Here is a 22,369-nt window from a genome sequence, read left to right as displayed (position 1 = left end):
TAATCGCGGACTGCTGAAATCGTCGGCAGCCTGATTGCGGCAACAACAGTAACAGCAACGGCATTTCTACCCATATTCCGCGGCGAAGGTCGAATCTGGAGTCAGTCACATGTTCCGTAGAGCTTTGTTACCCATTCCGTTCGCTGCGATGCTGATGCTCGCCGGCTGCGGCAACAACAGCGTCAGCACGCCCGCGGCGTCGACCACGGGCGCATCGTCGCCGGCCGCCCCGGTGTCCGCGCAGGACTCGCTGACGACCGCGACGCCGATCAAGCATGTCGTCGTGATTTTCGGCGAGAACGTGTCGTTCGATCACTACTTCGGCACCTATCCGCAAGCGGCCAACCCGGTCGGCGAACCGCAATTCACCGCGGCCGCGGGCACGCCGACGGTCAACAACCTCAGCAGCAACAATCTGCTGACATCGAACCCGAACGCGCTGGCGAGCTCGCCGAACACGGCGGGCCGCACGGTCGGCACGGTGGCGATCGCGGGTCTCGGGCTGCCGGCCGCGGACCTGCTGCCGTTCCGCCTCGATCGCTCGCAGGCGAATACGTCGAGCCAGAATCACGCGTACGCGGCCGAGCAGCTCGCGTATAACAACGGCGCGATGGATTCGTTCCCGCTGTTCACGGCGGCCGGCACGACGATCGCCGGCAGCACCGGCGCGTTCGCGACGAAAGGCCAGGTGCTCGGCTACTTCGACGGCAACACGGTCACCGCGATGTGGAACTACGCTCAAAACTTCGCGATGAACCAGAACGCGTATACGGATACCTACGGACCGTCGACGCCCGGCGCACTCGCAGTCGTGTCCGGCCAGAACAACGGCGTGATCCTGACGGGCGGCACGTCGGCCAACGCGATCCCCGACTCGGCCGGCGGCAACACGATGATCGGCGATCTCGACCCGACCGGCGACGCCTGCACGATCGCGGCGGGCAGCAAGGTGACCGGCGCGATGTCGTCGAAGAACAGGAACATCGGCGACCTGCTGAACGCGAAGAACATCACGTGGGGCGGCTTCATGGGCGGCTTCAATCTGCAGACCGTCAACCCGAACGGCACGACCGGCTGCGCGCGTTCGACGTTCTCGCAGGTGCTCAACGCGAGCAAGGCCGACTACGTGCAGCACCACGCGTGGTTCCAGTACTACGCGAGTACGGCGAACCTCGCGCATACGCGGCCGTCGTCGACGGCGGCGATCGGTGCGACCGATCCGCTCGATAACTCCGCGACCCCGGTGCATCACCAGTACGACACCGACGATTTCTTCACCGCGGTGAAGGCCGGCAACTACCCGTCGGTCAACTTCCTGAAGGCGCCGGCCATCGGCGACGGCCACCCGGGCAATTCCGACCCGATCGACGAGCAGGCGTTCGTCACGAAGGTGATCAACTTCCTCGAACAGCAGCCTGACTGGAAGAACACCGCGGTGATCATTGCCTACGACGATTCGGACGGCTGGTACGACCACCGCTACAAGGCGCCGACGAGCGCGTCGTTCGACTCGACGAGTCCGCAATCGGCGGGCGGCGCGACGGTGGCCGGCAGCGACAACCTCAGCGCGGCGGGCCAGTGCACGGCCGCGGGCGCGGTACAGCCGCAAGGCGTCAACGGCGACGTGGTGAACGGCCGCTGCGGGCCGGGGACGCGCACGCCATTCATCGTCGTGTCGCCGTGGGCGAAGGTCAACTTCGTCGACGACACGCCGATCACGCAGGCGTCGGTGGTGCGCTTCATCGAGGACAACTGGCTCGGCGGCCAGCGCCTCGGCGGCGGCTCTTTCGATGCGACGGCCGGCAGCATCATGAACATGTTCAATTTCTCGGGTACGGGCAACACCGCGCCGTTGTTTCTCGACGAAAACCTCGGCACGAAGCTGTCTTCGCCGCCGTCGACTTGAGCGGGTGCCGCTGACGTGTAAGTCGCTGTTTAGTATCCGTTCGATCTATTCGTCAACGTCATGAACCGACCGTCAGACGCATTTGCACCAGCGCCGCTGCTGGACTCCGCGAGCACTCGCCGCGCGTGGCTGCGGCTGTTCGCGGGAAGCGTAGCGACTGTCGTGCTCGGCTTTGCCGCGTTCTCCGCGTACGCACTCGTGTATCCGGAGTGGATGCCGCCGGCGGTAGGCGAAATCGTCGAGGAGATCACCGGTGCGAATCCGCATCCGGTGCATCTGATGCGTCCGCGGCAAGCGCCGCTCAGTGCGGTTGCGGTGCTCGGCAAACAGATCTTCTTCGACAAGACGCTGTCCGCGTCGGGTCGGCAGTCGTGCGCGACATGTCACTCGCCGCAGCATTCGTATGGACCGGATAACGCGTTGCCGGTGCAGAGGGGCGGCTTGCATCTTGACCAGGCCGGCTATCGTCCACCCCCATCGCTCGCATATCTGTACCGGCAGGCGCCGTTCAGCATCGGCCCCGATCAGGGCGATACCGACGTTCCCGTCGACATGACGCAGCTCGCCTCGCAGGCCGCCGGCATGCAACGCGCGCAGAAGACCGCGCTCGCCGCGCCCAAGACGCCGGCGATGGTGCCGCAAGGCGGCCTGTTCTGGGACGGCCGCGCCGATACGTTGCAGAACCAGGCAATCGGCCCGCTGACGAATCCGGTCGAGATGGCCAACGCGAGCGAAGCCGACGTCGCGCGAAAGCTGCTGCAAACGCGCTACCTCGATCAGTTCAAACGGATCTTCGGAGCTGGCATCGTGAACAACCCGAGCCTGCTGATTTCCGAAGCGATGTTCGCGGTGGGGCGCTATCAGATCGAAGATCCGTCGTTTCATGCGTTCACGAGCAAGTACGACTACTGGCTCGAAGGCAGGGCGCGGCTCACGCATGCCGAACTGCACGGTCTGCAACTGTTCAACGATAAGAACAAGGCGAATTGCGCGGGCTGCCACCTGAGCCAGCCGAGCCGCGATGGCCTCCCGCCGCTCTTCACCGATACGCAATACGAGGCATTGGGTGTGCCGCGCAATCCGGCGATTCCGATCAACAAGGACCCGAAGTTCTTCGACATGGGGATATGCGGACCGTTTCGCGACGACCTCGCGAAGCAGACCCAGTACTGTGGCATGTTCCTCACGCCGACGCTGCGCAACGTCGCCGAACGCAAGGTGTTCTTTCACAACGGCGTGTATCACGACCTGAAGCACGTGATGGACTTCTACAATCTGCGCGACACGGCGCCGGACAAGATCTATCCACGCGATGCGTCGGGCAAGGTGATCAAGTACGACGATCTGCCGCCGCGGTATCACGCGAACATCGATGTCGCCGACGCGCCGTTCGACCGCAAGTTCGGCGATCAACCCGCGCTGAACGACCAGGACATTCGGGACATCATCGCGTTCCTGCAGACGCTGAGCGACGGGTACAGGGAATGACTGCGCGCGCGTGACGGGCGGCCATCGCGCTGCGGCCCGCGAGCCGGTGGGGTATCCTTGCCGGTTTAGCAAACTCTATCCATACCCTCCCCGATGGCCGATTTTCCTTTCGACGCCGTGCTCTTCGACTGCGACGGCGTGCTCGTCGATTCCGAACCCATCACGAATCGCGTGCTCACCGAAATGCTCGGCGAGCTCGGCTGGCATATGAGCGTCGAAGAGACGATGCGCATTTTCGTCGGCAAGATGGTCAAGGACGAAGCCGAACTGATCGAAGCGCACACCGGCTTTGCCATCACGGCCGAGTGGCTGGCGCAGTTCCGCGCGCGTCGCAACGCGGCGCTCGACAGGGAGTTGCGTGCGATCGACGGCGCGTCTTTCGCGGTACACGCGCTGCACCGAACGTTGAACGGACGCATTGCGGTGGCGTCGGGCGCGGATCGCATCAAGATCGAATTGCAGCTCGTGAAGGCCGGCCTCCTCGACTGCTTCGAAGGACGCATCTTCAGCGGACACGAAATGCCGCGCAGCAAGCCGTTTCCCGACGTCTATCTCGCCGCGGCCGCGGCACTCGGCGTCGACCCGGCACGCTGCGCGGTAGTCGAGGATACGGTGACGGGCGCAACCGCGGGCGTCGCGGCCGGTGCGACGGTATTCGGCTATTGCCCGACGCACCTCGGCCACAGCAGCGCGACCGCGCTGCATGGCGCGGGCGCGGTGCACGTGTTCAGGGAGATGGCCGAGCTACCCGCGTTGCTCGCCGGATGGAGCAAGCGCTGATCGGCCGACGTGTTGGCGGCTGAACGACACCGGCCTGCCGCAAGTTGGCCAACGACGATCAGTTACCGACTGCGCGGAGGCAGTCGATCAGCGCTCGCGCCAGTACAGACGTTGAATCCCGCCGCATGGCATGGTGCGTGCAACAGGAACGCCCGAGCGTAAAGCATTTGGGCGCTCGCTACCCATCCAACGTTGCCGGAGATTCATCATGTCCAACTTGACCCTTGCCGACCTGTCGCGCTGCGACGACCTCGACCACGTAGCTGCACAGTCCGTACGCGGCGGCCACTCGTGCCACTCGCCGGAATACCCGCCTTCGTGTTACGGCGAAAAACCGCCGGTTCGCGGGCCGTCCTCCTACAACCCGCCCTCCTACAATCCCTGCCATCCGGTGCACTACGGCTGCGAGCCGGTCTATACCCCGGTCTGCCATCCGGAGCCGATCAAGGTCGTGCCGCTGTAAGCACGAGGCCTCGCGCCGCTGCGCGCAACGGCGCAAGCATGCATGCGTTGCGGGCCGGGTCGGTACGATCGGGCCGCAACGTGCGCTTCATGCTCTTATTCGAAGGCCGGATCGATCGGCACGCGATAGCCGACCGCGAGCCGGTTCGTCTCGTTAGCCATTCCGACGATCGCCTGCAACTCGCCGAACATCTCGTCGGTCATGCCGGCGCGCCGCGCGGCCGCCGTGTGGCTCGCGACGCAATAGCCGCAGTTGTTCGTCACGCTGACCGCGACGTACAGCAGTTCCTTGACGAGTGGATCGAGCGCGCCGGGCGCCATCACTTCCTTCAGGCTGTCCCACGTGCGCGCGAGGGTCGGCGGATGCTGCGCGATGTACTTCCAGAAGTTGTTCACGTCGTCGACCTGGCGAGTCGCTTTGATGTCGTCGTAGACGGCGCGGACTTCGGGGGATGCGTCGGCGTATTCGAGGGGTTTGAGGTGGGGCATGGGGGGTCCTTGGTTTCGAGGGGTTGCGGGTGGGTGTCGGGGGTATCGTGCACTTGCGGGGATAACTCGAGCTCGACACACCGGGCCTTTTCAGCGCATCGAAAGCCACTGAGCAAAATCGATCACTGCAATACTACCCAGACAAACGCATACCGGTGCAACCGTCTGCGGCTCAGGCCGGTTACCAGGAGCCTGTCCCGTTGAGTGGAGCGAGATCGCCGATTTCACCGCACATGCGAGTGTCGCGAAACCGCGTCGGCAAACCATGATTGAAAATCAAGTCGACTGTATCGATAGGCTGCGCGACCTCAAGCGTCTCAAAGAATTGGAACGTTACGTTTTCTCGCTGATCGGACAAACCAATCGTCCACTCAATAACATTGTCACGTTACAGACGAAGCCCCATTCTTCGTCTGATATGTCTGTCGCATAAGGTTTTGGGTTCTCTCTCGTCATGCCGCCATCAAAGCAAAAGCCCCGCAAGATCGCAATCTTGCGGGGCTTTTTATCGAAGCTAACGCTAAAGCATTATCCGCTTAGCGCGACATCATGTTCATACTGACGTTATGCATCACCCACAACGTTCCGCCGACCACGATAACCGCGGTCAACGCAGTGAACACAAACGCCGTCACATTCCAGCGCTGCGACGACGACGCGTTCATATGCAGGAAGAACACCAGATGCACGAGGATCTGCACGACCGCGAGGCCCGCGATCGCGAACAACGCGCTCTGGCCCGTCAACGTGCCGGTCATCACGATCGCAAATGCCGCGACGGTCAGAATGACGGAGAGCACGAAGCCCGTCATATAGCTGCCGAAGCTGCCGTGACCGCCTTCCGAGTGTGCGCCATGGGCGCTATGGCTATGGTCCATTTAGATCACGCTCGCAAGATAGACAAAGGTGAAAACGCCGATCCACACGACGTCGAGGAAGTGCCAGAAAAGGCTCAGGCACGTCAGACGGATCATGTCGCGTTCGGTCAGGTCGCGATGACGCAGCACCTGCAGCGCCAGCACCACCATCCAGATCAGGCCGAACGTCACGTGCAGACCGTGCGTGCCGACCAGCGTGAAGAACGACGACAGGAACGCGCTGCGGCTCGGACCCGCGCCTTCGGCGATCATGTGCGAGAACTCGCGCAATTCCAGCACGAGGAACGAGAGACCCAGCAGGAAAGTCACGCCGAGCCAGCCGAGCAGCACGCCCTTGCGGTTCTTGTGCGCGCCGAGCATCGCGAAGCCGTAGGTGATACTCGAGAGCAGCAGCATCGTCGTTTCGAGCGCGACGCCGGGAATCTCGAACAGCTCCTTACCGGTAGGACCGCCCGCGAACTGCTGGCTCATCACCGCGAACACTGCGAACAGTGCCGCGAAGATGATGCAGTCGGTCATCAGGTACACCCAAAAGCCGAACACCGAGTGCGACGGCACGTGGTCCGGCGCGAGATGCGGCTCAACCGCAATAGTCTTCTGTAACATCAGTCCACCTCCAGCGCGACCTGCTTGCCGACGCCTGCGCCGACACCGGCCACGGCGCCAGCACCGCCGTTGCGTTTCTCTTCAATCAGCGCGACAGTGTCCGCCGGAATGTAATAGCCGTCGTTGTCCATGAAGCTGTAGACGATCACGGTGAGCACGGTGCCAACCAGGCCAACGATCGCAAGCCACCAGATGTGCCACACGGCTGCAAATCCGAGCACCAGCGAGAACAGCCCCACCAGCAGACCCGCGGACGTATTCGACGGCATGTGAATGTCGCGATACGCCGGCACTTTGACACCGCCCTTGCGCGACTTCATTTCGCTGAACGCGTCGAGCGAGCGGACATCCGGGATGTGCGCGAAGTTATAAACCGGCGGCGGCGAGCTCGTCGCCCATTCCAGCGTATGACCGTCCCACGGATCGCCCGTGAGGTCGCGGTTTTCCATCTTGTTGCGATCGCGGATGCTGACGACCAGTTGCAGCAGCTGGCAAGCGATACCGATTGCGATCAGCACCGCGCCGAATGCGGCGATGATCATCCACGGATGCCAGTCCGGGTTGTCGTAGTGGTTCAGACGACGAGTCGCGCCCATGAAGCCGAGCACGTACAGCGGCGTGAATGCGACCCAAAAACCGATCTGCCAGAACCAGAACGCGGCCTTGCCGAGCTTCTCGTTCAGCTTGAAGCCGAACGCCTTCGGGAACCAGTAGTTGAAGCCGGCCAGATAGCCGAACAGCACGCCACCGATAATCACGTTGTGGAAGTGAGCGATCAGGAACAGGCTGTTGTGCAGCATGAAGTCCGCGCCTGGGATCGCCAGCATCACGCCGGTCATACCGCCGATCGTGAACGTGATGATGAAGCCGATCGTCCACAGAACCGGAGTCGTGAATTGCAGACGGCCCTTGTAGATCGTGAACAGCCAGTTGAACACCTTAACGCCGGTCGGAATCGAGATCACCATCGTCGCGATGCCGAAGAACGCGTTCACGTCCGCGCCCGAGCCCATCGTGAAGAAGTGATGCAGCCACACGAGGAACGACAGCACCATGATCGCGCAAGTCGCCCAGACCATCGTCTTGTAGCCGAACAGCGGCTTCTTCGCGAAGGTCGCGACGACTTCCGAGAAGATACCGAACGCCGGCAGGACCAGGATGTACACCTCGGGGTGACCCCAGGCCCAGATCAGGTTCAGGTACAGCATCGCGTTGCCGCCGGCTTCGTTCGTGAAGAAGTGCATGCCGAGGTAACGGTCGAGACCGAGCAGCGCGAGCGTGACGGTCAGGATCGGGAACGACGCCATGATCAGCACGTTCGCGCACAACGAGGTCCACGTGAATACCGGCATCTTCATCCACGACATGCCCGGAGCGCGCATCTTCACGATCGTCACGAAGAAGTTCACACCGGTCAGCAACGTGCCGACACCGGAGATCTGCAGACTCCACAGGTAGTAGTCGACGCCGACACCCGGACTGAACTGCAATTCCGACAACGGCGGATAAGCGAGCCAGCCCGTCTGTGCGAATTCACCAACCACCAGCGAAATGTTGATCAAAATCGCGCTGACTGCCGTCAGCCAGAAGCTCAGCGAGTTGATGAACGGGAAAGCGACGTCGCGCGCGCCGATCTGTAGCGGCACGATGATGTTCATCAAACCGATCATGAACGTCATCGCCATGAAGAAGATCATGATGACGCCGTGCGCGGTGAAGATCTGGTCGTAGTGATGCGGCGGCAAATAACCTGGGCTCAGGTACGACAGCGCCAGCTGCATACGCATCATGATTGCGTCGGCAAAGCCGCGCAGCAGCATGATGAACGCAACGACGATGTACATGACACCGATCTTCTTATGGTCGACGGACGTCAGCCATTCGCTCCACAGGTAGCGCCATTTGCCGAAATACGTGATTCCGCCGAGCACCGCCAATGCGGCGAGGGCCATGCCGGCGCCCGCCGTGACGATGATGGGCTCGTGATACGGAATCGCATCGAGAGTGAGTTTTCCGAACATGAGTTACCCCTTAGGCGCACAGTTGGCGTCTTTCATGTTGTCGATGACGTTGCCGTTGTTGTATTTGGCAATGATGTTGTTGAAGAGCTTCGGATCGACGGTCGAGAAGTACCGCACAGGGTCCTTTTCGCTCGGTTCCGATACCGCGTGATAGCGGTCCATGTCGAGGCGGTCCGACGAAGCGCGCACCTTCTCGACCCAGGCGTTGAACTCTTCAGGCGACGAGGCGAGCGTACGGAACTTCATGTCCGAGAAGCCCTTGCCGCTGAAGTTCGCCGCGAGGCCCGCGTAGTCGCCGGCGTGATCGGCGATCAGGTGCAGGCGCGTCTGCATGCCTGCCATCGCGTAGATCTGGCCGCCCAATTGCGGGATGAAGAAAGAGTTCATCACCGTGTCCGACGTGATCCGGAAGTTCACCGGCGTGCCCACCGGGATCGCGAGCTGGTTCACCGACGCGATACCGAGGTCCGGATAGATGAACAGCCACTTCCAGTCCAGCGCGACGACTTCGACGTTGATCGGCTTGACCTCCGACTCGAGCGGACGATACGGATCGAGCTCATGCGTGCTCTTCCACGTCAACACGGCGAGGAACAAAATGATCAGCGCCGGAATCGTCCAGACGACGACTTCGATCGCGGTGGAATGCGTCCACCCCGGTTTGTATTCGGCGTTTCTATTCGACGCGCGATAACGCCACGCGAAAAACAGTGTCATCAGAATGACTGGCACCACGACAATCAGCATGGCCCACACCGAAGTCGCGATCAGATCACGCTCCGCCAGTCCCACACTCCCCTTCGGATTCAGAATATCGAGGTTGCTGCAACCCGAAAGCAGCAACATGAGGCTGGCGGAAACGAAACTTGCCGGCCTTCCCAGCGCCCGTCCTTTCATATCCACTGCCTCGTTTTTTTGACTTCAACGAACGTCATTCGACGGCTCTCCAGTAATAAGCGCTCGCATAATAGGGGGGCATCGAATGCTAATAAACACTCGAATTTGCAACGATCTATTGCAGCGCGCCGCAGTGCGACACGTTGCCGCATTTCCCCGCACACCCTATTCACCAGCGTCGTTTGCGACGCTTCAAAACGAAGCATCGAAAAGTTGACGCATCGCAAGAGCCCCTTCAAATAAGCGCTGGAAAACCGCTGGGCGCGCGGCGGGTTCGCAGTACTCCACCGTGCATGCATTCATAAAGGGGTTGATAGCGACGCGCAAAAGCGCAAAAGCGTCGCCGCATCCTGACGCGCGGATGCGACAACGGTTCTTGCGCTCTGTTCTTTTAACCCGGATTGTGCGTGGCGACGGGTGCCGGTCCGGGCACCGCCGCCTGCAGATGCTCGCCAGCTTCGGCCGGCACGTTGTCAGAAGGCAGCGCCGAGCGTTCCGATTGCGCGAGCAGCGTGCCGACCGACGGATCGATCGCATCGGTAAACGGCTTCGGATTAAGTCCGATCGCGAGCACGAGCAGCGCCAACGCACCGAGCAGCGCGAACTCGCGCTTGCCGAGGTCCTTCAGATTCGCAACGCGCGCATTGGCGATCGCGCCGAAGATCACGCGCTTGTACATCCACAGCGTGTAGGCCGCGCTCAGGATCAGCGTGGTCGCGGCGATCGCGCCGATCCAAAAGTTGAAGCGGATCGCGCCCATCAGCACCATGAATTCGCCGACGAAACCCGACGTGCCCGGCAGACCGATGTTGGCCATCGAGAACAGCATCACGAAACCGGCAAAGCGCGGCATCGTGTTCGCGACGCCGCCGTATTCGGCGATCGATGCGCTCTTCGTGCGGTCGTACAGCATGCCGGTGCACAACAGCATCGCGCCGGACACCACGCCATAGGAGATCATCTGCACGATTGCGCCGGCCTGACCGAAGCGGTTGAAGACGAACAGACCAAGCGTGACGAGGCCCATATGCGCGACCGTCGAATACGCGAGCAGGCGGCGCATGTCGGTTTGGACGAGTGCGAGCAGGCTCGAATAGATCACCGCGACGAGCGACAGCGTGATCATCATCGGCGCAAAGAAGTGGCTCGCTTGCGGTGCGATCGGCAGCGCGAAACGCAGTAGACCGTAGCCGCCGATCTTCAGCATGCCGATCATCACCGCGGCGCCGGTCGGGCCGTCGAGGTGCACGTCGGGCAGCCACGTGTGCAGCGGCCACATCGGCACCTTCACACCGAACGCGGCGAGGAAGCCGAGGAAGATCAGCGTCTGCGGCACCATGTCGAGATGCGCTTCGCGCCACACGGCGAGGTCGAAGCTGTGCGTCTGGCTGTACAGATAGAGCAGCGACATCAGCATCATCAGCGAGCCGAGGAACGACACGAAGAAGAACTTCACCGCCGCATACGTGCGGTTCTTGTGACCGTACGTGCCGATCAGCAGGTACAGCGGGATCAGCGTCGCCTCGAATGCAACGAAGAACATCATGCCGTCGAGCGACGTGAACACGCCCTGCATGAAACCCGACAGCATCAGGAACGCGCCGTAGTACTGCGCGGTGCGCTGCGTGATCGACTCCCATGACGCGATCACGATGATGATCGTCGTCAGCGCGGTCAGCGCGACGAGCCACAGCGAAATCCCGTCGATTCCCACATGCCATGCGATATCGAACGTCGGCGACCAGCGGACGTTCTCGACGAACTGCATCGAGGTCACGTCGTTGCGGAAATTCGCCACGACCGGAATCACCGGCAAGAAACCCGCCACCGCGCCGATCAGCGCGAGCCAGCGCGTGCGATTACGCGCCGCGTCGGACCCGGCGCGCAGAACCACGAAGCCGGCGACTATTGGGATCCAGATGAGAAGACTTAGGAGAGGCAATGGCATGTGCTCTGTCAAAACTTGAAGTACAAAACGCTGCGTCAATGCCGCCAAAACAGCAGGCATTGAAATAGAAATGTAAGTTGGAGTGCGCTGAAATTGACGCGTGGAGGGGTTTCCCGCTACACGTTTACCCGCAGCCGACCGACCGAGGGTGGGAGATTACCAAGATAAGAATAATTTTGCATCGCAGCAGCCGCGAAATCCCTTCGGATTAGATTGTTGCGACGTGGACGCTTGCAAAACGCATCAAAATGTGCGTTTGCACATGACTACAAACGGCTTGGCGGGCCGGGATGATTTGGCTGCAAAAGCTCGCAATTACCCGGAGGTTGACCGCTTTTAGACATCGCCTGTTTGTGGGGCCGGTTCGGCTGGAACGGATCGTGCTGGACGGTCCTTTTCGACCAGTGGCGACGACCCGCATTTGAACAAGAATTTGCCCTGTTCGACGATAAAAAATTTTTTTGTGGTGGCGGTCTAAATTGACCGGCGAACAGGGGCAACCGTGCTGAGCGCCTCAGATGAAGATGCTTTGAATTTGTTCCACCGAGGCGCGCGAATCTTCCATTTACCTTACGAACAACAGCGTTACGGCGCGGGTAGCTGCTGCGCAAATTCGCGCGGCAAGGCACACTCATTTCGCCTGGCCAGCTCCCCTCGCCCGGCCCCTTTTCCGGACCTCCTCGCATGGCGCTTCGTGACGACGACGTAGTACCCGCACTCGAATGCCGCGGCCTCAGCAAGCGGTACGGCATCGGCCGCATCGTGCTCGCGCAGCTCGACTTCACACTCGCTGCGGGAGAGTTCGTTGCGATCATGGGCGACTCAGGCGTCGGCAAGTCGACCTTGCTCAACCTGATCGCCGGACTCGACCGCGCCGATAGCGGCAGTGTGCTGATCGACGGACGCCCGGTCGAGCAACTCGACGATAACGCCGCGACGCGTCTGCGCCGCCAGAAGCTCGGCTTCGTATTCCAGGCGTTTCATGTGCTGCCGCATCTGACGCTCGCGCAGAACGTCGCGCTGCCACTGCTGCTCAATGATCTACCGACGGCCGCCGCGCTCGACATGCTCGCGGCGGTCGGCCTCGGCGGACGCGGCGACGATTTTCCGCGCGATCTCTCCGGTGGCGAATTGCAGCGCGTAGCCATTGCACGCGCACTCGTGCATCGTCCGACGCTGCTTCTCGCCGACGAACCAACCGGCAACCTCGATCCCGCGACCGCGCACGACGTGCTCGGCCTGTTCCGCGCGCAAAGCAAGGCGACGGGCGCGGCGACCATCATGGTCACGCATTCGGAAGCCGCGGCAGCCGTGGCCGACCGCGTGTTGATCCTGAGCGACGGCGGATTGCATGCCGCGCGCGATAAAGCCGCGAACATCGCGCACGCCGCGGCCCGCTCGACCGACGATGGCCGCTGACCTTCAGCCGCTGCCGCGCGCGCCCGGATATCGCGTTCTCGCGCGCTGGCTACTGGCCGCGGAATGGCGCAGCCATCGCGGACGCGCACTCGTCGCAATCGCGACGATCGCGCTCGGCGTCGCGCTCGGCTATGCGGTGCAATTGATCAACAGCGCGGCCTTCAATGAATTCTCCGCGGCCGCGCGCAGTCTGTCCGGCCAAGCGGATCTGCAAGTGCGCGGCGCGCAGCCTTTCATCGACGAGTCCCTTTATCCGCAGCTGGCCAACGAACCGGGGGTGGCGCTGGCGAGTCCCGTGCTCGCGCTCGACGTCGCGGTGCCCGGCCGCAACGGTGCACTGCCCATTCTCGGCATCGACGTCTTCAAGGCGAGCCGGATCACGCCCGATCTGATCGGCGTGCCCTCGCCTGCGCGCCCGTTCGACACGCTCGCCTCCGATGCGATATTTCTGTCGACGGCCGCGCAGCAATGGCTGAACGTCAAGACCGGCGGCGACGTGACGCTGCGCGTCGGCACCTCGGATCTGCAGCTGCGCGTCGCGGGCGGGCTCGTGCGCACGCGGCCGGGTCAACGGCTCGCGGTGATGGACATCGCCGCTGCGCAATGGCGGTTCGACAAGGTGGGCAAGCTGTCGCGCGTCGACTTGCAACTCGAACGCGGTGTGGATCGGCAACGCTTCAAACGCGATCTGCAGCAACGGCTCGGCAGTGCCTGGGTAGTCGCCGAAACGCGCGATACTGAGAGCCGTACCGATCGCCTGTCGCGTGCTTATCGGATCAACATGAATGTGCTCGCACTGGTCGCGCTGTTCACCGGCGCGTTCCTCGTGTTTTCGACGCAGGCACTCGGTGTCGTGCGACGCCGCTCGCAATTCGCAATGCTGCGTGTGATCGGCCTCACGCGAGCTCAGCTGTTGCGGCAGATCTTGCTCGAAGGGGCGCTGCTCGGGCTGCTCGGCTCGTTGTGCGGACTTGCGCTCGGCTACGCGATGGCAAGCGGTGCGCTGCGCTTTTTCGGCAGCGATCTCGGCGGCGGCTATTTTCCGGGTGTGCAACCGCGAGTCGGCTTCGAGCCGCTAGCAAGCACGGTGTTTCTCGCACTCGGGGTGGCGGTGTCGGTGTTGGGCAGCGTCGCACCCGCCATCGATGCTGCACGCGCACGGCCTGCCGCGGCACTCAAGGCCGGCGCCGAGGAAACCGCGCTGGCGCGGCTCGCGACGCCGTGGCCGGCGTTCGGCTGTTTGCTGGCGGCCGCCGCGCTGACGCGCATGCCACCGTGGTTCGATGCGCCGATCGCTGGTTATCTGGCGGTCGCGCTGCTGCTCGTCGGCGGCATCGCGCTGATGCCGCGCGTGACCGCGCTGATATTCGGCGCGGCGAGTCGCGCACGCGCCACGCGACGCCGCGCGGGCGCGACGAGTTCGCTCGCGATTGCGCGTCTCGCGAATGCGCCGGGGCAGGCGTCGATCGCGATGGGCGGCGTGCTGTCGAGCTTCGCGCTGATCGTCGCGATGGCGATCATGGTGGCCAGCTTCCGCGTATCCGTCGACGACTGGATCACGCATCTGCTGTCCGCGGATCTGTACGTGCGCGTCACCTCCGGCGGCAATAGCGGTGACAGTGGCGGCTTGCGGCCCGATGAACAGACGCGCATCGCGACGGTGCCCGGCATCCGCAACGCCGCGTTCTCGCGCATCACACATCTGACGCTCGATCCCGCCCGCCCGGACGTCGCGCTGCTCGCCCGCGAGATCGATGCGGCCGATCCGGGCGCGACCCTGCAGATGACCGGCGCGGTGCTGTCGCCGTCCGCGCTTCGCACCGGCGACATACCTATTTGGGTTTCCGAAGCAATGGTCGACCTGTATGGGTATCAGTTAGGTCAACGTGTACGGTTGCCGCTCGGCGAGCACGGTCAGACGTTCGTCGTCGCCGGCGTCTGGCGCGACTACGCGCGGCAGAGCGGCGCGATTCAGATACGGCTTGGCGACTATCGGCGGCTGACCGGCGACTCCACCGCAACCGACGTCGCGGTGACCGGGGTGCCGGGCGTGAGTGTCGAACGCGTCGTCGCAAGTTTGAAGGCGTTGCCGTTCGGCGCTTCGCTCGAGATGTCGCAACCGTGGGAGATCCGTAAGCGCACGCTGATCATCTTCGATCGCAGTTTCGCGGTCACGTATCTGCTCGAGGCGGTGGCGATCGTGATCGGATTGTTCGGTGTCGCCGCGACCTTTTCCGCGCAGACACTTGCTCGGGCTCGCGAGTTCGGGATGTTGCGCCACGTCGGCGTGACGCGCGCGCAAATTCTCGCGATCCTCGCATCGGAGGGCGGCCTGCTCACGGCATCCGGCATTGCGCTCGGTTTCGCGCTTGGTTTCGCGATCAGCCTGATTCTCGTGTTCGTCGTCAATCCGCAGTCGTTTCACTGGAGCATGTCGCTGCATGTGCCGTGGCTTGTGCTGGGCACGGTCGCGTCGGTGATGCTCGTACTGTCGTGCACGACGGCGGTGCTCGCGGGACGCGGTGCGGTGTCGGTGGATGCCGTACGAGCGGTGAAGGAGGACTGGTGATGCGAGTTGCGCGAAGTGCGTGCGGGATGCGATTGCTCTGGAGTACCTGCAAATCTTTGCTCAAATACCCGCATCGAACTTTTCGGAGCCTACTTTGCGTTGGCATAGCCGCTGCGTCGCCGTCTTTTGCCGCTAGCGGCGATTCCTCTGCATCCGCGCCGGCCGCCTTCGCGGTAGTTACACCAGAACATCCGATCTCGTTTCCGCGGGACACCGGTGCCCATCCGGAATTCCGCACCGAATGGTGGTACGCGACGGGCTGGCTCACGACACCCGACCACCAACCGCTCGGATTCCAGATCACGTTCTTCCGTTCGGCGACCGGTCACGACGCGGCCGACCCCAGCGCGTTCGCCCCCTCGCAACTGATCATTGCGCACGCTGCGTTGAGCGATCCGGCCATCGGCCACCTCGTTCACGATCAGCGCATCGCTCGGCAAGGTCTCGGGCTTGCCTACGCGAGGCCCGACAACACCGACGTCAAACTCGACGCATGGAAAATGATTCGCGCCGCGGACGGCCACTACGACATCACCGCCGACGCAAGCGGATTTTCGCTCCACCTCCAACTCGCGCCAATGCAGTCTCCGCTGATTCAGGGCGAGCGCGGTTACTCGCGCAAAGGACCGCGTCCCGAACAGGCAAGCTATTACTACAGCGAACCGCAACTCCGCGTGACGGGCACTGTGGTGCGCCCGGCCGCGGGTGCAAACGACAGGACGCGCAATGCTGTGGTGACGGGTACCGCATGGCTCGATCACGAATGGTCGAGCACATTGCTCGACGCCAATGCGGTTGGATGGGATTGGCTCGGCGCCAATTTGACGGACGGGTCGGCGCTCATGGCATTCAAGATCCGTAGCCGCGATGGACATGCAACGTGGGCCCACGCGACGCTTCGCAGACGCGATGGACAGGTAGCGAACTTCGGCCCCGGCGAGGTTTCGTTCACGCCGCGTCGCATGTGGCGGTCGCCGCACACAAATACTTTGTACCCGGTCTCGATGACGGTTAGAACCGGAACGCTGACGTGGCAACTCGATCCGCTGATGGACGATCAGGAACTCGATTCACGACAGTCGACCGGCGCGGTGTATTGGGAAGGCGCGGTGCGGGTAAGTCAACAGAATGCGGATGTAGGGCGGGCCTATCTGGAACTGACGGGTTACGCGGATGCGCTGCGGATCGGAAAGTAGTTGAAGCGCGCGGAATTGGCCGCGTAAACGCAAAAACCCCACCGCTGGGGGTGGGGTTTCTGGCTTGTGGGGGAGCCTGACGATTACCTACTTTCACACGGGCAATCCGCACTATCATCGGCGTGGAGTCGTTTCACGGTCCTGTTCGGGATGGGAAGGGGTGGGACCGACTCGCTATGGTCATCAGGCATGACGGGTTGCTGCGTCGCTGTCAGGTTGAGGTCAACCTGGCGCCACAGCCAATCGGGAAGAAGCGTAAAGGATTCGTGTGTGGGTTGTGTTGTTTCTGGCGCAACACTGATCTCTCAACCGTGTGGGCTGGTGACTCCTGCGGGAGTTCCAGCGCATCCCTTTCGGGGATCGGACAGTCGCAAGCGCTAAAGCGCTAACTCATGTCGAAACACACCTGTTATAGGATCAAGCCTTACGGGCAATTAGTATCAGTTAGCTCAGTACATTACTGTACGTGCACACCTGACCTATCAACGTCCTGGTCTTGAACGACCCTTCAAGGGGCTCAAAGCCCCGGGGATATCTCATCTTAAGGCGAGTTTCCCGCTTAGATGCTTTCAGCGGTTATCTCTTCCGAACATAGCTACCCGGCGATGCCACTGGCGTGACAACCGGTACACCAGAGGTTCGTCCACTCCGGTCCTCTCGTACTAGGAGCAGCCCCCTTCAAATATCCAGCGCCCACGGCAGATAGGGACCAAACTGTCTCACGACGTTTTAAACCCAGCTCACGTACCTCTTTAAATGGCGAACAGCCATACCCTTGGGACCGGCTACAGCCCCAGGATGAGATGAGCCGACATCGAGGTGCCAAACACCGCCGTCGATATGAACTCTTGGGCGGTATCAGCCTGTTATCCCCAGAGTACCTTTTATCCGTTGAGCGATGGCCCTTCCATACAGAACCACCGGATCACTATGACCTGCTTTCGCACCTGTTCGACTTGTCAGTCTCACAGTCAAGCACGCTTATGCCATTGCACTATCAGCACGATTTCCGACCGTACCTAGCGTACCTTCGTACTCCTCCGTTACACTTTGGGAGGAGACCGCCCCAGTCAAACTGCCTACCATGCACTGTCCCCGATCCGGATCACGGACCAAGGTTAGAACCTCAAACAGATCAGGGTGGTATTTCAAGGACGGCTCCACGCAGACTGGCGTCCACGCTTCATAGCCTCCCACCTATCCTACACAGACCGGTTCAAAGTCCAATGCAAAGCTACAGTAAAGGTTCATGGGGTCTTTCCGTCTAGCCGCGGGGAGATTGCATCATCACAAACACTTCAACTTCGCTGAGTCTCGGGAGGAGACAGTGTGGCCATCGTTACGCCATTCGTGCAGGTCGGAACTTACCCGACAAGGAATTTCGCTACCTTAGGACCGTTATAGTTACGGCCGCCGTTTACCGGGACTTCAATCAGGAGCTTGCACCCCATCATTTAATCTTCCGGCACCGGGCAGGCGTCACACCCTATACGTCCACTTTCGTGTTTGCAGAGTGCTGTGTTTTTATTAAACAGTCGCAGCCACCAGTTTATTGCAACCCCTTCACCCTTCTGGCGCAGGCCAGTCAAGCTACCGGGGCGTACCTTATCCCGAAGTTACGGTACCAATTTGCCGAGTTCCTTCTCCCGAGTTCTCTCAAGCGCCTTAGAATACTCATCTCGCCCACCTGTGTCGGTTTGCGGTACGGTCACTGTGAAACTGAAGCTTAGAGGCTTTTCCTGGAACCCCTTCCAGTTGCTTCGCTTCCGAAGAAGCTCGCGCCACACCCTTGAGTCCTGTGCCCGGATTTGCCAGGGCACCCTCTCCAATGCAGCGACCGGGACTTCCAACACCCGGACAACCTTCCGCGATCCGTCCCCCCATCGCATTTCACAATGGTGCAGAAATATTAATCTGCTTCCCATCAGCTACGCATTTCTGCCTCGCCTTAGGGGCCGACTCACCCTACGCCGATGAACGTTGCGTAGGAAACCTTGGGCTTACGGCGAGGGGGCCTTTCACCCCCTTTATCGCTACTCATGTCAGCATTCGCACTTCCGATACCTCCAGCACACTTTCCAGTGCACCTTCGCAGGCTTACGGAACGCTCTCCTACCATGCACATAAATGTGCATCCGCAGCTTCGGTATATGGCTTAGCCCCGTTACATCTTCCGCGCAGGACGACTCGATCAGTGAGCTATTACGCTTTCTTTAAAGGGTGGCTGCTTCTAAGCCAACCTCCTGACTGTTTTAGCCTTCCCACTTCGTTTCCCACTTAGCCATATTTGGGGACCTTAGCTGGCGGTCTGGGTTGTTTCCCTCTTGACACCGGACGTTAGCACCCGATGTCTGTCTCCCGTGATTGCACTCTTCGGTATTCGGAGTTTGCTATGGCGAAGTAATCCGCAATGGACCCCACAACCATGACAGTGCTCTACCCCCGAAGGTGATACACGAGGCACTACCTAAATAGTTTTCGGAGAGAACCAGCTATTTCCAGGTTTGTTTAGCCTTTCACCCCTATCCACAGCTCATCCCCTAACTTTTCAACGTTAGTGGGTTCGGTCCTCCAGCACGTGTTACCGTGCCTTCAACCTGGCCATGGATAGATCACCTGGTTTCGGGTCTACACCCAGCGACTGGACGCCCTGTTCGGACTCGCTTTCGCTACGCCTGCCCTAATCGGTTAAGCTCGCCACTGAATGTAAGTCGCTGACCCATTATACAAAAGGTACGCCGTCACCCCTTGCGAGGCTCCGACTGTTTGTATGCATGCGGTTTCAGGATCTGTTTCACTCCCCTCCCGGGGTTCTTTTCGCCTTTCCCTCACGGTACTGGTTCACTATCGGTCGATCACGAGTATTTAGCCTTGGAGGATGGTCCCCCCATCTTCAGACAGGATTTCACGTGTCCCGCCCTACTTGTCGTACACCCAGTTCTTTCACAATGTTTTCGCCTACGGGGCTATCACCCGCTATGGCCGCACTTTCCAGAGCGTTCGGCTAACACTGCAAATAAAGAGAAGAGTACAGGCTGATCCCATTTCGCTCGCCACTACTTTGGGAATCTCGGTTGATTTCTTTTCCTGCGGTTACTTAGATGTTTCAGTTCACCGCGTTCGCTTCACGCAGCCTATGGATTCAGCTACGGATACTCCATTAGGAGTGGGTTTCCCCATTCGGACATCTCCGGATCAAAGCTTGTTTGCCAGCTCCCCGGAGCTTTTCGCAGGCTACCGCGTCCTTCATCGCCTGTGATCGCCAAGGCATTCACCACATGCACTTGTTCGCTTGACCCTATAACGGGTGTGTCTCAGTTCAGACGCACGCGCTACAGGTTGAGTATTCGTGTTGCGCCGTATTCCAAAGCGATCTCTCGATCACTTATAAAATACATCGATACAATCACAACCCTGATTCACCTACTCACGCACCCATCTCCAGGTCCGCTTTCGTGAATCTCTTTACTACTTCTTCCTGATTGTTAAAGAACGACAGCCGATCATGAGTTGCCTCACATCGCGCTGACTGGCTCAATCGCCAATGCGCAACGCTCTGCATGTGTGCAGAACCCTGCGCATTGAGGATTGGTGGAGGATGACGGGATCGAACCGACGACCCCCTGCTTGCAAAGCAGGTGCTCTCCCAGCTGAGCTAATCCCCCAGTCATACAGCACACACTCCAGAGGGGCTCACCCGACCAGCTCACCAGACAAGACAGTGGTGGGTCTGGATGGATTCGAACCATCGACCCCCGCCTTATCAAGACGGTGCTCTAACCGACTGAGCTACAGACCCCTGAGTCTGTCTGCGTTGCTTCTCTAAACCACAGCCGATAAGCGTGAGCACTTGAATGCACTGAATGCATAGCTCTGGAAAGGAGGTGATCCAGCCGCACCTTCCGATACGGCTACCTTGTTACGACTTCACCCCAGTCATGAATCCTACCGTGGTGACCGTCCTCCTTGCGGTTAGACTAGCCACTTCTGGTAAAACCCACTCCCATGGTGTGACGGGCGGTGTGTACAAGACCCGGGAACGTATTCACCGCGGCATGCTGATCCGCGATTACTAGCGATTCCAGCTTCACGCACTCGAGTTGCAGAGTGCGATCCGGACTACGATCGGTTTTCTGGGATTGGCTCCACCTCGCGGCTTGGCAACCCTCTGTTCCGACCATTGTATGACGTGTGAAGCCCTACCCATAAGGGCCATGAGGACTTGACGTCATCCCCACCTTCCTCCGGTTTGTCACCGGCAGTCTCCCTGGAGTGCTCTTGCGTAGCAACTAGGGACAAGGGTTGCGCTCGTTGCGGGACTTAACCCAACATCTCACGACACGAGCTGACGACAGCCATGCAGCACCTGTGTGATGGCTCCCTTTCGGGCACTCCCGCCTCTCAGCAGGATTCCATCCATGTCAAGGGTAGGTAAGGTTTTTCGCGTTGCATCGAATTAATCCACATCATCCACCGCTTGTGCGGGTCCCCGTCAATTCCTTTGAGTTTTAATCTTGCGACCGTACTCCCCAGGCGGTCAACTTCACGCGTTAGCTACGTTACCAAGCCAATGAAGGCCCGACAACCAGTTGACATCGTTTAGGGCGTGGACTACCAGGGTATCTAATCCTGTTTGCTCCCCACGCTTTCGTGCATGAGCGTCAGTATTGGCCCAGGGGGCTGCCTTCGCCATCGGTGTTCCTCCACATCTCTACGCATTTCACTGCTACACGTGGAATTCCACCCCCCTCTGCCATACTCCAGCGCTGCAGTCACCAATGCAGTTCCCAGGTTAAGCCCGGGGATTTCACATCGGTCTTACAGCACCGCCTGCGCACGCTTTACGCCCAGTAATTCCGATTAACGCTCGCACCCTACGTATTACCGCGGCTGCTGGCACGTAGTTAGCCGGTGCTTATTCTTCCGGTACCGTCATCCCTCATGGATATTAGCCACGAGGTTTTCTTTCCGGACAAAAGTGCTTTACAACCCGAAGGCCTTCTTCACACACGCGGCATTGCTGGATCAGGCTTGCGCCCATTGTCCAAAATTCCCCACTGCTGCCTCCCGTAGGAGTCTGGGCCGTGTCTCAGTCCCAGTGTGGCTGGTCGTCCTCTCAGACCAGCTACAGATCGTCGGCTTGGTAGGCCTTTACCCCACCAACTACCTAATCTGCCATCGGCCGCCCCTTGAGCGCGAGGTCCCGAAAGATCCCCCGCTTTCCTCCACAGAGCGTATGCGGTATTAATCCGGCTTTCGCCGGGCTATCCCCCACTCCAGGACACGTTCCGATGTATTACTCACCCGTTCGCCACTCGCCACCAGACCGAAGTCCGTGCTGCCGTTCGACTTGCATGTGTAAGGCATGCCGCCAGCGTTCAATCTGAGCCAGGATCAAACTCTTCAGTTCAAACCTGTTACTGTTTTCGGTTTCGTCAGAAACCGGTCGCTCACTCAACGTACTGACGATGATCAATCCGTCTTTCGACAGATAAACCTTCCTCTAATACTGTGTGAGGCTTTCTGATACTTTTTGCCTTGCAGCAGATCCACAAGAATCCGCCGCCGCATTCCGCATCAAGCGCCCACACTTATCGGCTGTTAGTTTTTAAAGATCGATCCGCCCAACCCGCCGCGCCTGAACCACCACTACCCGGCACCGCTTCGTTTGCGTCGCTGCGTCTGCAGCAGAGAAACGAGATTATGGAGA

At 60.5% G+C, this 22,369-nt stretch carries 13 protein-coding genes, 2 tRNA genes and 3 rRNA genes; 7 read left to right on the top strand and 11 right to left on the bottom strand.

Annotated features, from left to right (window positions below; genetic code table 11):
• Window positions 1-109 precede the first annotated feature (109 nt).
• From QFZ94_RS02165 to QFZ94_RS02150, 4 genes are all read left to right on the top strand, one after another.
• Window positions 110-1,906, top strand: a complete 1,797-nt coding sequence (locus QFZ94_RS02165) for an alkaline phosphatase family protein (protein WP_429455448.1) — start codon at window positions 110-112, stop codon at window positions 1,904-1,906.
• 60 nt (window positions 1,907-1,966) lie between these two features.
• Window positions 1,967-3,394, top strand: coding sequence for a cytochrome-c peroxidase (locus tag QFZ94_RS02160; RefSeq protein WP_429455447.1), 1,428 nt, complete (start codon window positions 1,967-1,969; stop codon window positions 3,392-3,394).
• Window positions 3,395-3,487: 93 nt separating this feature from the next.
• Window positions 3,488-4,174 carry an HAD family hydrolase gene (locus QFZ94_RS02155; protein ID WP_429455446.1) on the top strand — a complete coding sequence of 229 codons (687 nt, stop codon included), beginning with the start codon at window positions 3,488-3,490 and terminating at the stop codon, window positions 4,172-4,174.
• 208 nt (window positions 4,175-4,382) lie between these two features.
• A complete protein-coding gene (locus QFZ94_RS02150; protein ID WP_429455445.1) occupies window positions 4,383-4,637 on the top strand; it encodes a hypothetical protein in 255 nt (84 codons plus the stop codon).
• Between the two features lie 95 nt (window positions 4,638-4,732).
• Here QFZ94_RS02150 and QFZ94_RS02145 read toward each other — a convergent pair whose 3' ends face one another.
• The 6 genes from QFZ94_RS02145 to QFZ94_RS02120 form a co-directional block, all read right to left on the bottom strand.
• A complete protein-coding gene (locus QFZ94_RS02145; protein ID WP_368583527.1) occupies window positions 4,733-5,125 on the bottom strand; it encodes a carboxymuconolactone decarboxylase family protein in 393 nt (130 codons plus the stop codon).
• 536 nt (window positions 5,126-5,661) lie between these two features.
• Window positions 5,662-6,003: a cytochrome o ubiquinol oxidase subunit IV gene (gene cyoD / locus QFZ94_RS02140; RefSeq protein WP_018437951.1), complete on the bottom strand. Its 342-nt coding sequence runs from the start codon at window positions 6,001-6,003 to the stop codon at window positions 5,662-5,664.
• Window positions 6,004-6,609, bottom strand: coding sequence for a cytochrome o ubiquinol oxidase subunit III (gene cyoC / locus QFZ94_RS02135; protein ID WP_368583526.1), 606 nt, complete (start codon window positions 6,607-6,609; stop codon window positions 6,004-6,006).
• Window positions 6,609-8,630, bottom strand: a complete 2,022-nt coding sequence (cyoB, locus tag QFZ94_RS02130) for a cytochrome o ubiquinol oxidase subunit I (RefSeq protein ID WP_410851118.1) — start codon at window positions 8,628-8,630, stop codon at window positions 6,609-6,611. Before cyoB ends, cyoC begins: the two co-directional genes overlap by 1 nt.
• A gap of 3 nt (window positions 8,631-8,633) precedes the next feature.
• The gene (cyoA, locus tag QFZ94_RS02125; protein ID WP_429455444.1) at window positions 8,634-9,527 is read right to left on the bottom strand and encodes a ubiquinol oxidase subunit II; all 894 of its coding nucleotides are present in this window, start codon (window positions 9,525-9,527) and stop codon (window positions 8,634-8,636) included.
• A gap of 391 nt (window positions 9,528-9,918) precedes the next feature.
• Entirely contained in the window at window positions 9,919-11,475 is a 1,557-nt protein-coding gene (locus tag QFZ94_RS02120) for an NADH-quinone oxidoreductase subunit M (protein ID WP_368583523.1), read from the bottom strand.
• Window positions 11,476-12,159: 684 nt separating this feature from the next.
• On the opposite strand from QFZ94_RS02120, the gene QFZ94_RS02115 reads away from it, so the two are divergent.
• From QFZ94_RS02115 to QFZ94_RS02105, 3 genes are read left to right on the top strand one after another with little or no spacing between them, the layout of a single operon-like run.
• Entirely contained in the window at window positions 12,160-12,894 is a 735-nt protein-coding gene (locus tag QFZ94_RS02115) for an ABC transporter ATP-binding protein (RefSeq protein ID WP_368583522.1), read from the top strand.
• A complete protein-coding gene (locus QFZ94_RS02110; RefSeq protein WP_429455443.1) occupies window positions 12,884-15,463 on the top strand; it encodes an FtsX-like permease family protein in 2,580 nt (859 codons plus the stop codon). Before QFZ94_RS02115 ends, QFZ94_RS02110 begins: the two co-directional genes overlap by 11 nt.
• A 26-nt stretch (window positions 15,464-15,489) precedes the next feature.
• Window positions 15,490-16,659 (top strand): lipocalin-like domain-containing protein, encoded by a 1,170-nt coding sequence (locus QFZ94_RS02105; RefSeq protein WP_429457675.1) that lies wholly within the window; start codon window positions 15,490-15,492, stop codon window positions 16,657-16,659.
• A gap of 74 nt (window positions 16,660-16,733) precedes the next feature.
• Here QFZ94_RS02105 and rrf read toward each other — a convergent pair.
• The 5 genes from rrf to QFZ94_RS02080 form a co-directional block, all read right to left on the bottom strand.
• Window positions 16,734-16,847, bottom strand: a 5S ribosomal RNA gene (rrf, locus tag QFZ94_RS02100).
• 225 nt (window positions 16,848-17,072) lie between these two features.
• Window positions 17,073-19,957, bottom strand: a 23S ribosomal RNA gene (locus tag QFZ94_RS02095).
• 291 nt (window positions 19,958-20,248) lie between these two features.
• Window positions 20,249-20,324, bottom strand: a tRNA-Ala gene (locus QFZ94_RS02090).
• Window positions 20,325-20,381: 57 nt separating this feature from the next.
• Window positions 20,382-20,458: transfer RNA gene (locus tag QFZ94_RS02085), tRNA-Ile, on the bottom strand.
• A 78-nt stretch (window positions 20,459-20,536) separates the two neighbouring features.
• Window positions 20,537-22,069 (bottom strand): 16S ribosomal RNA (locus QFZ94_RS02080).
• The 16S, 23S and 5S rRNA genes sit together here with 2 tRNA genes alongside, the layout of an rRNA operon.
• Window positions 22,070-22,369: the final 300 nt, after the last annotated feature.

Origin of the sequence: Paraburkholderia sp. JPY465 (assembly GCF_050436725.1) — a bacterium.
In the GTDB taxonomy this organism is placed as follows: Bacteria; Pseudomonadota; Gammaproteobacteria; order Burkholderiales; family Burkholderiaceae; genus Paraburkholderia; species Paraburkholderia youngii.
This window is presented reverse-complemented; position numbering and strand designations above follow the sequence as displayed.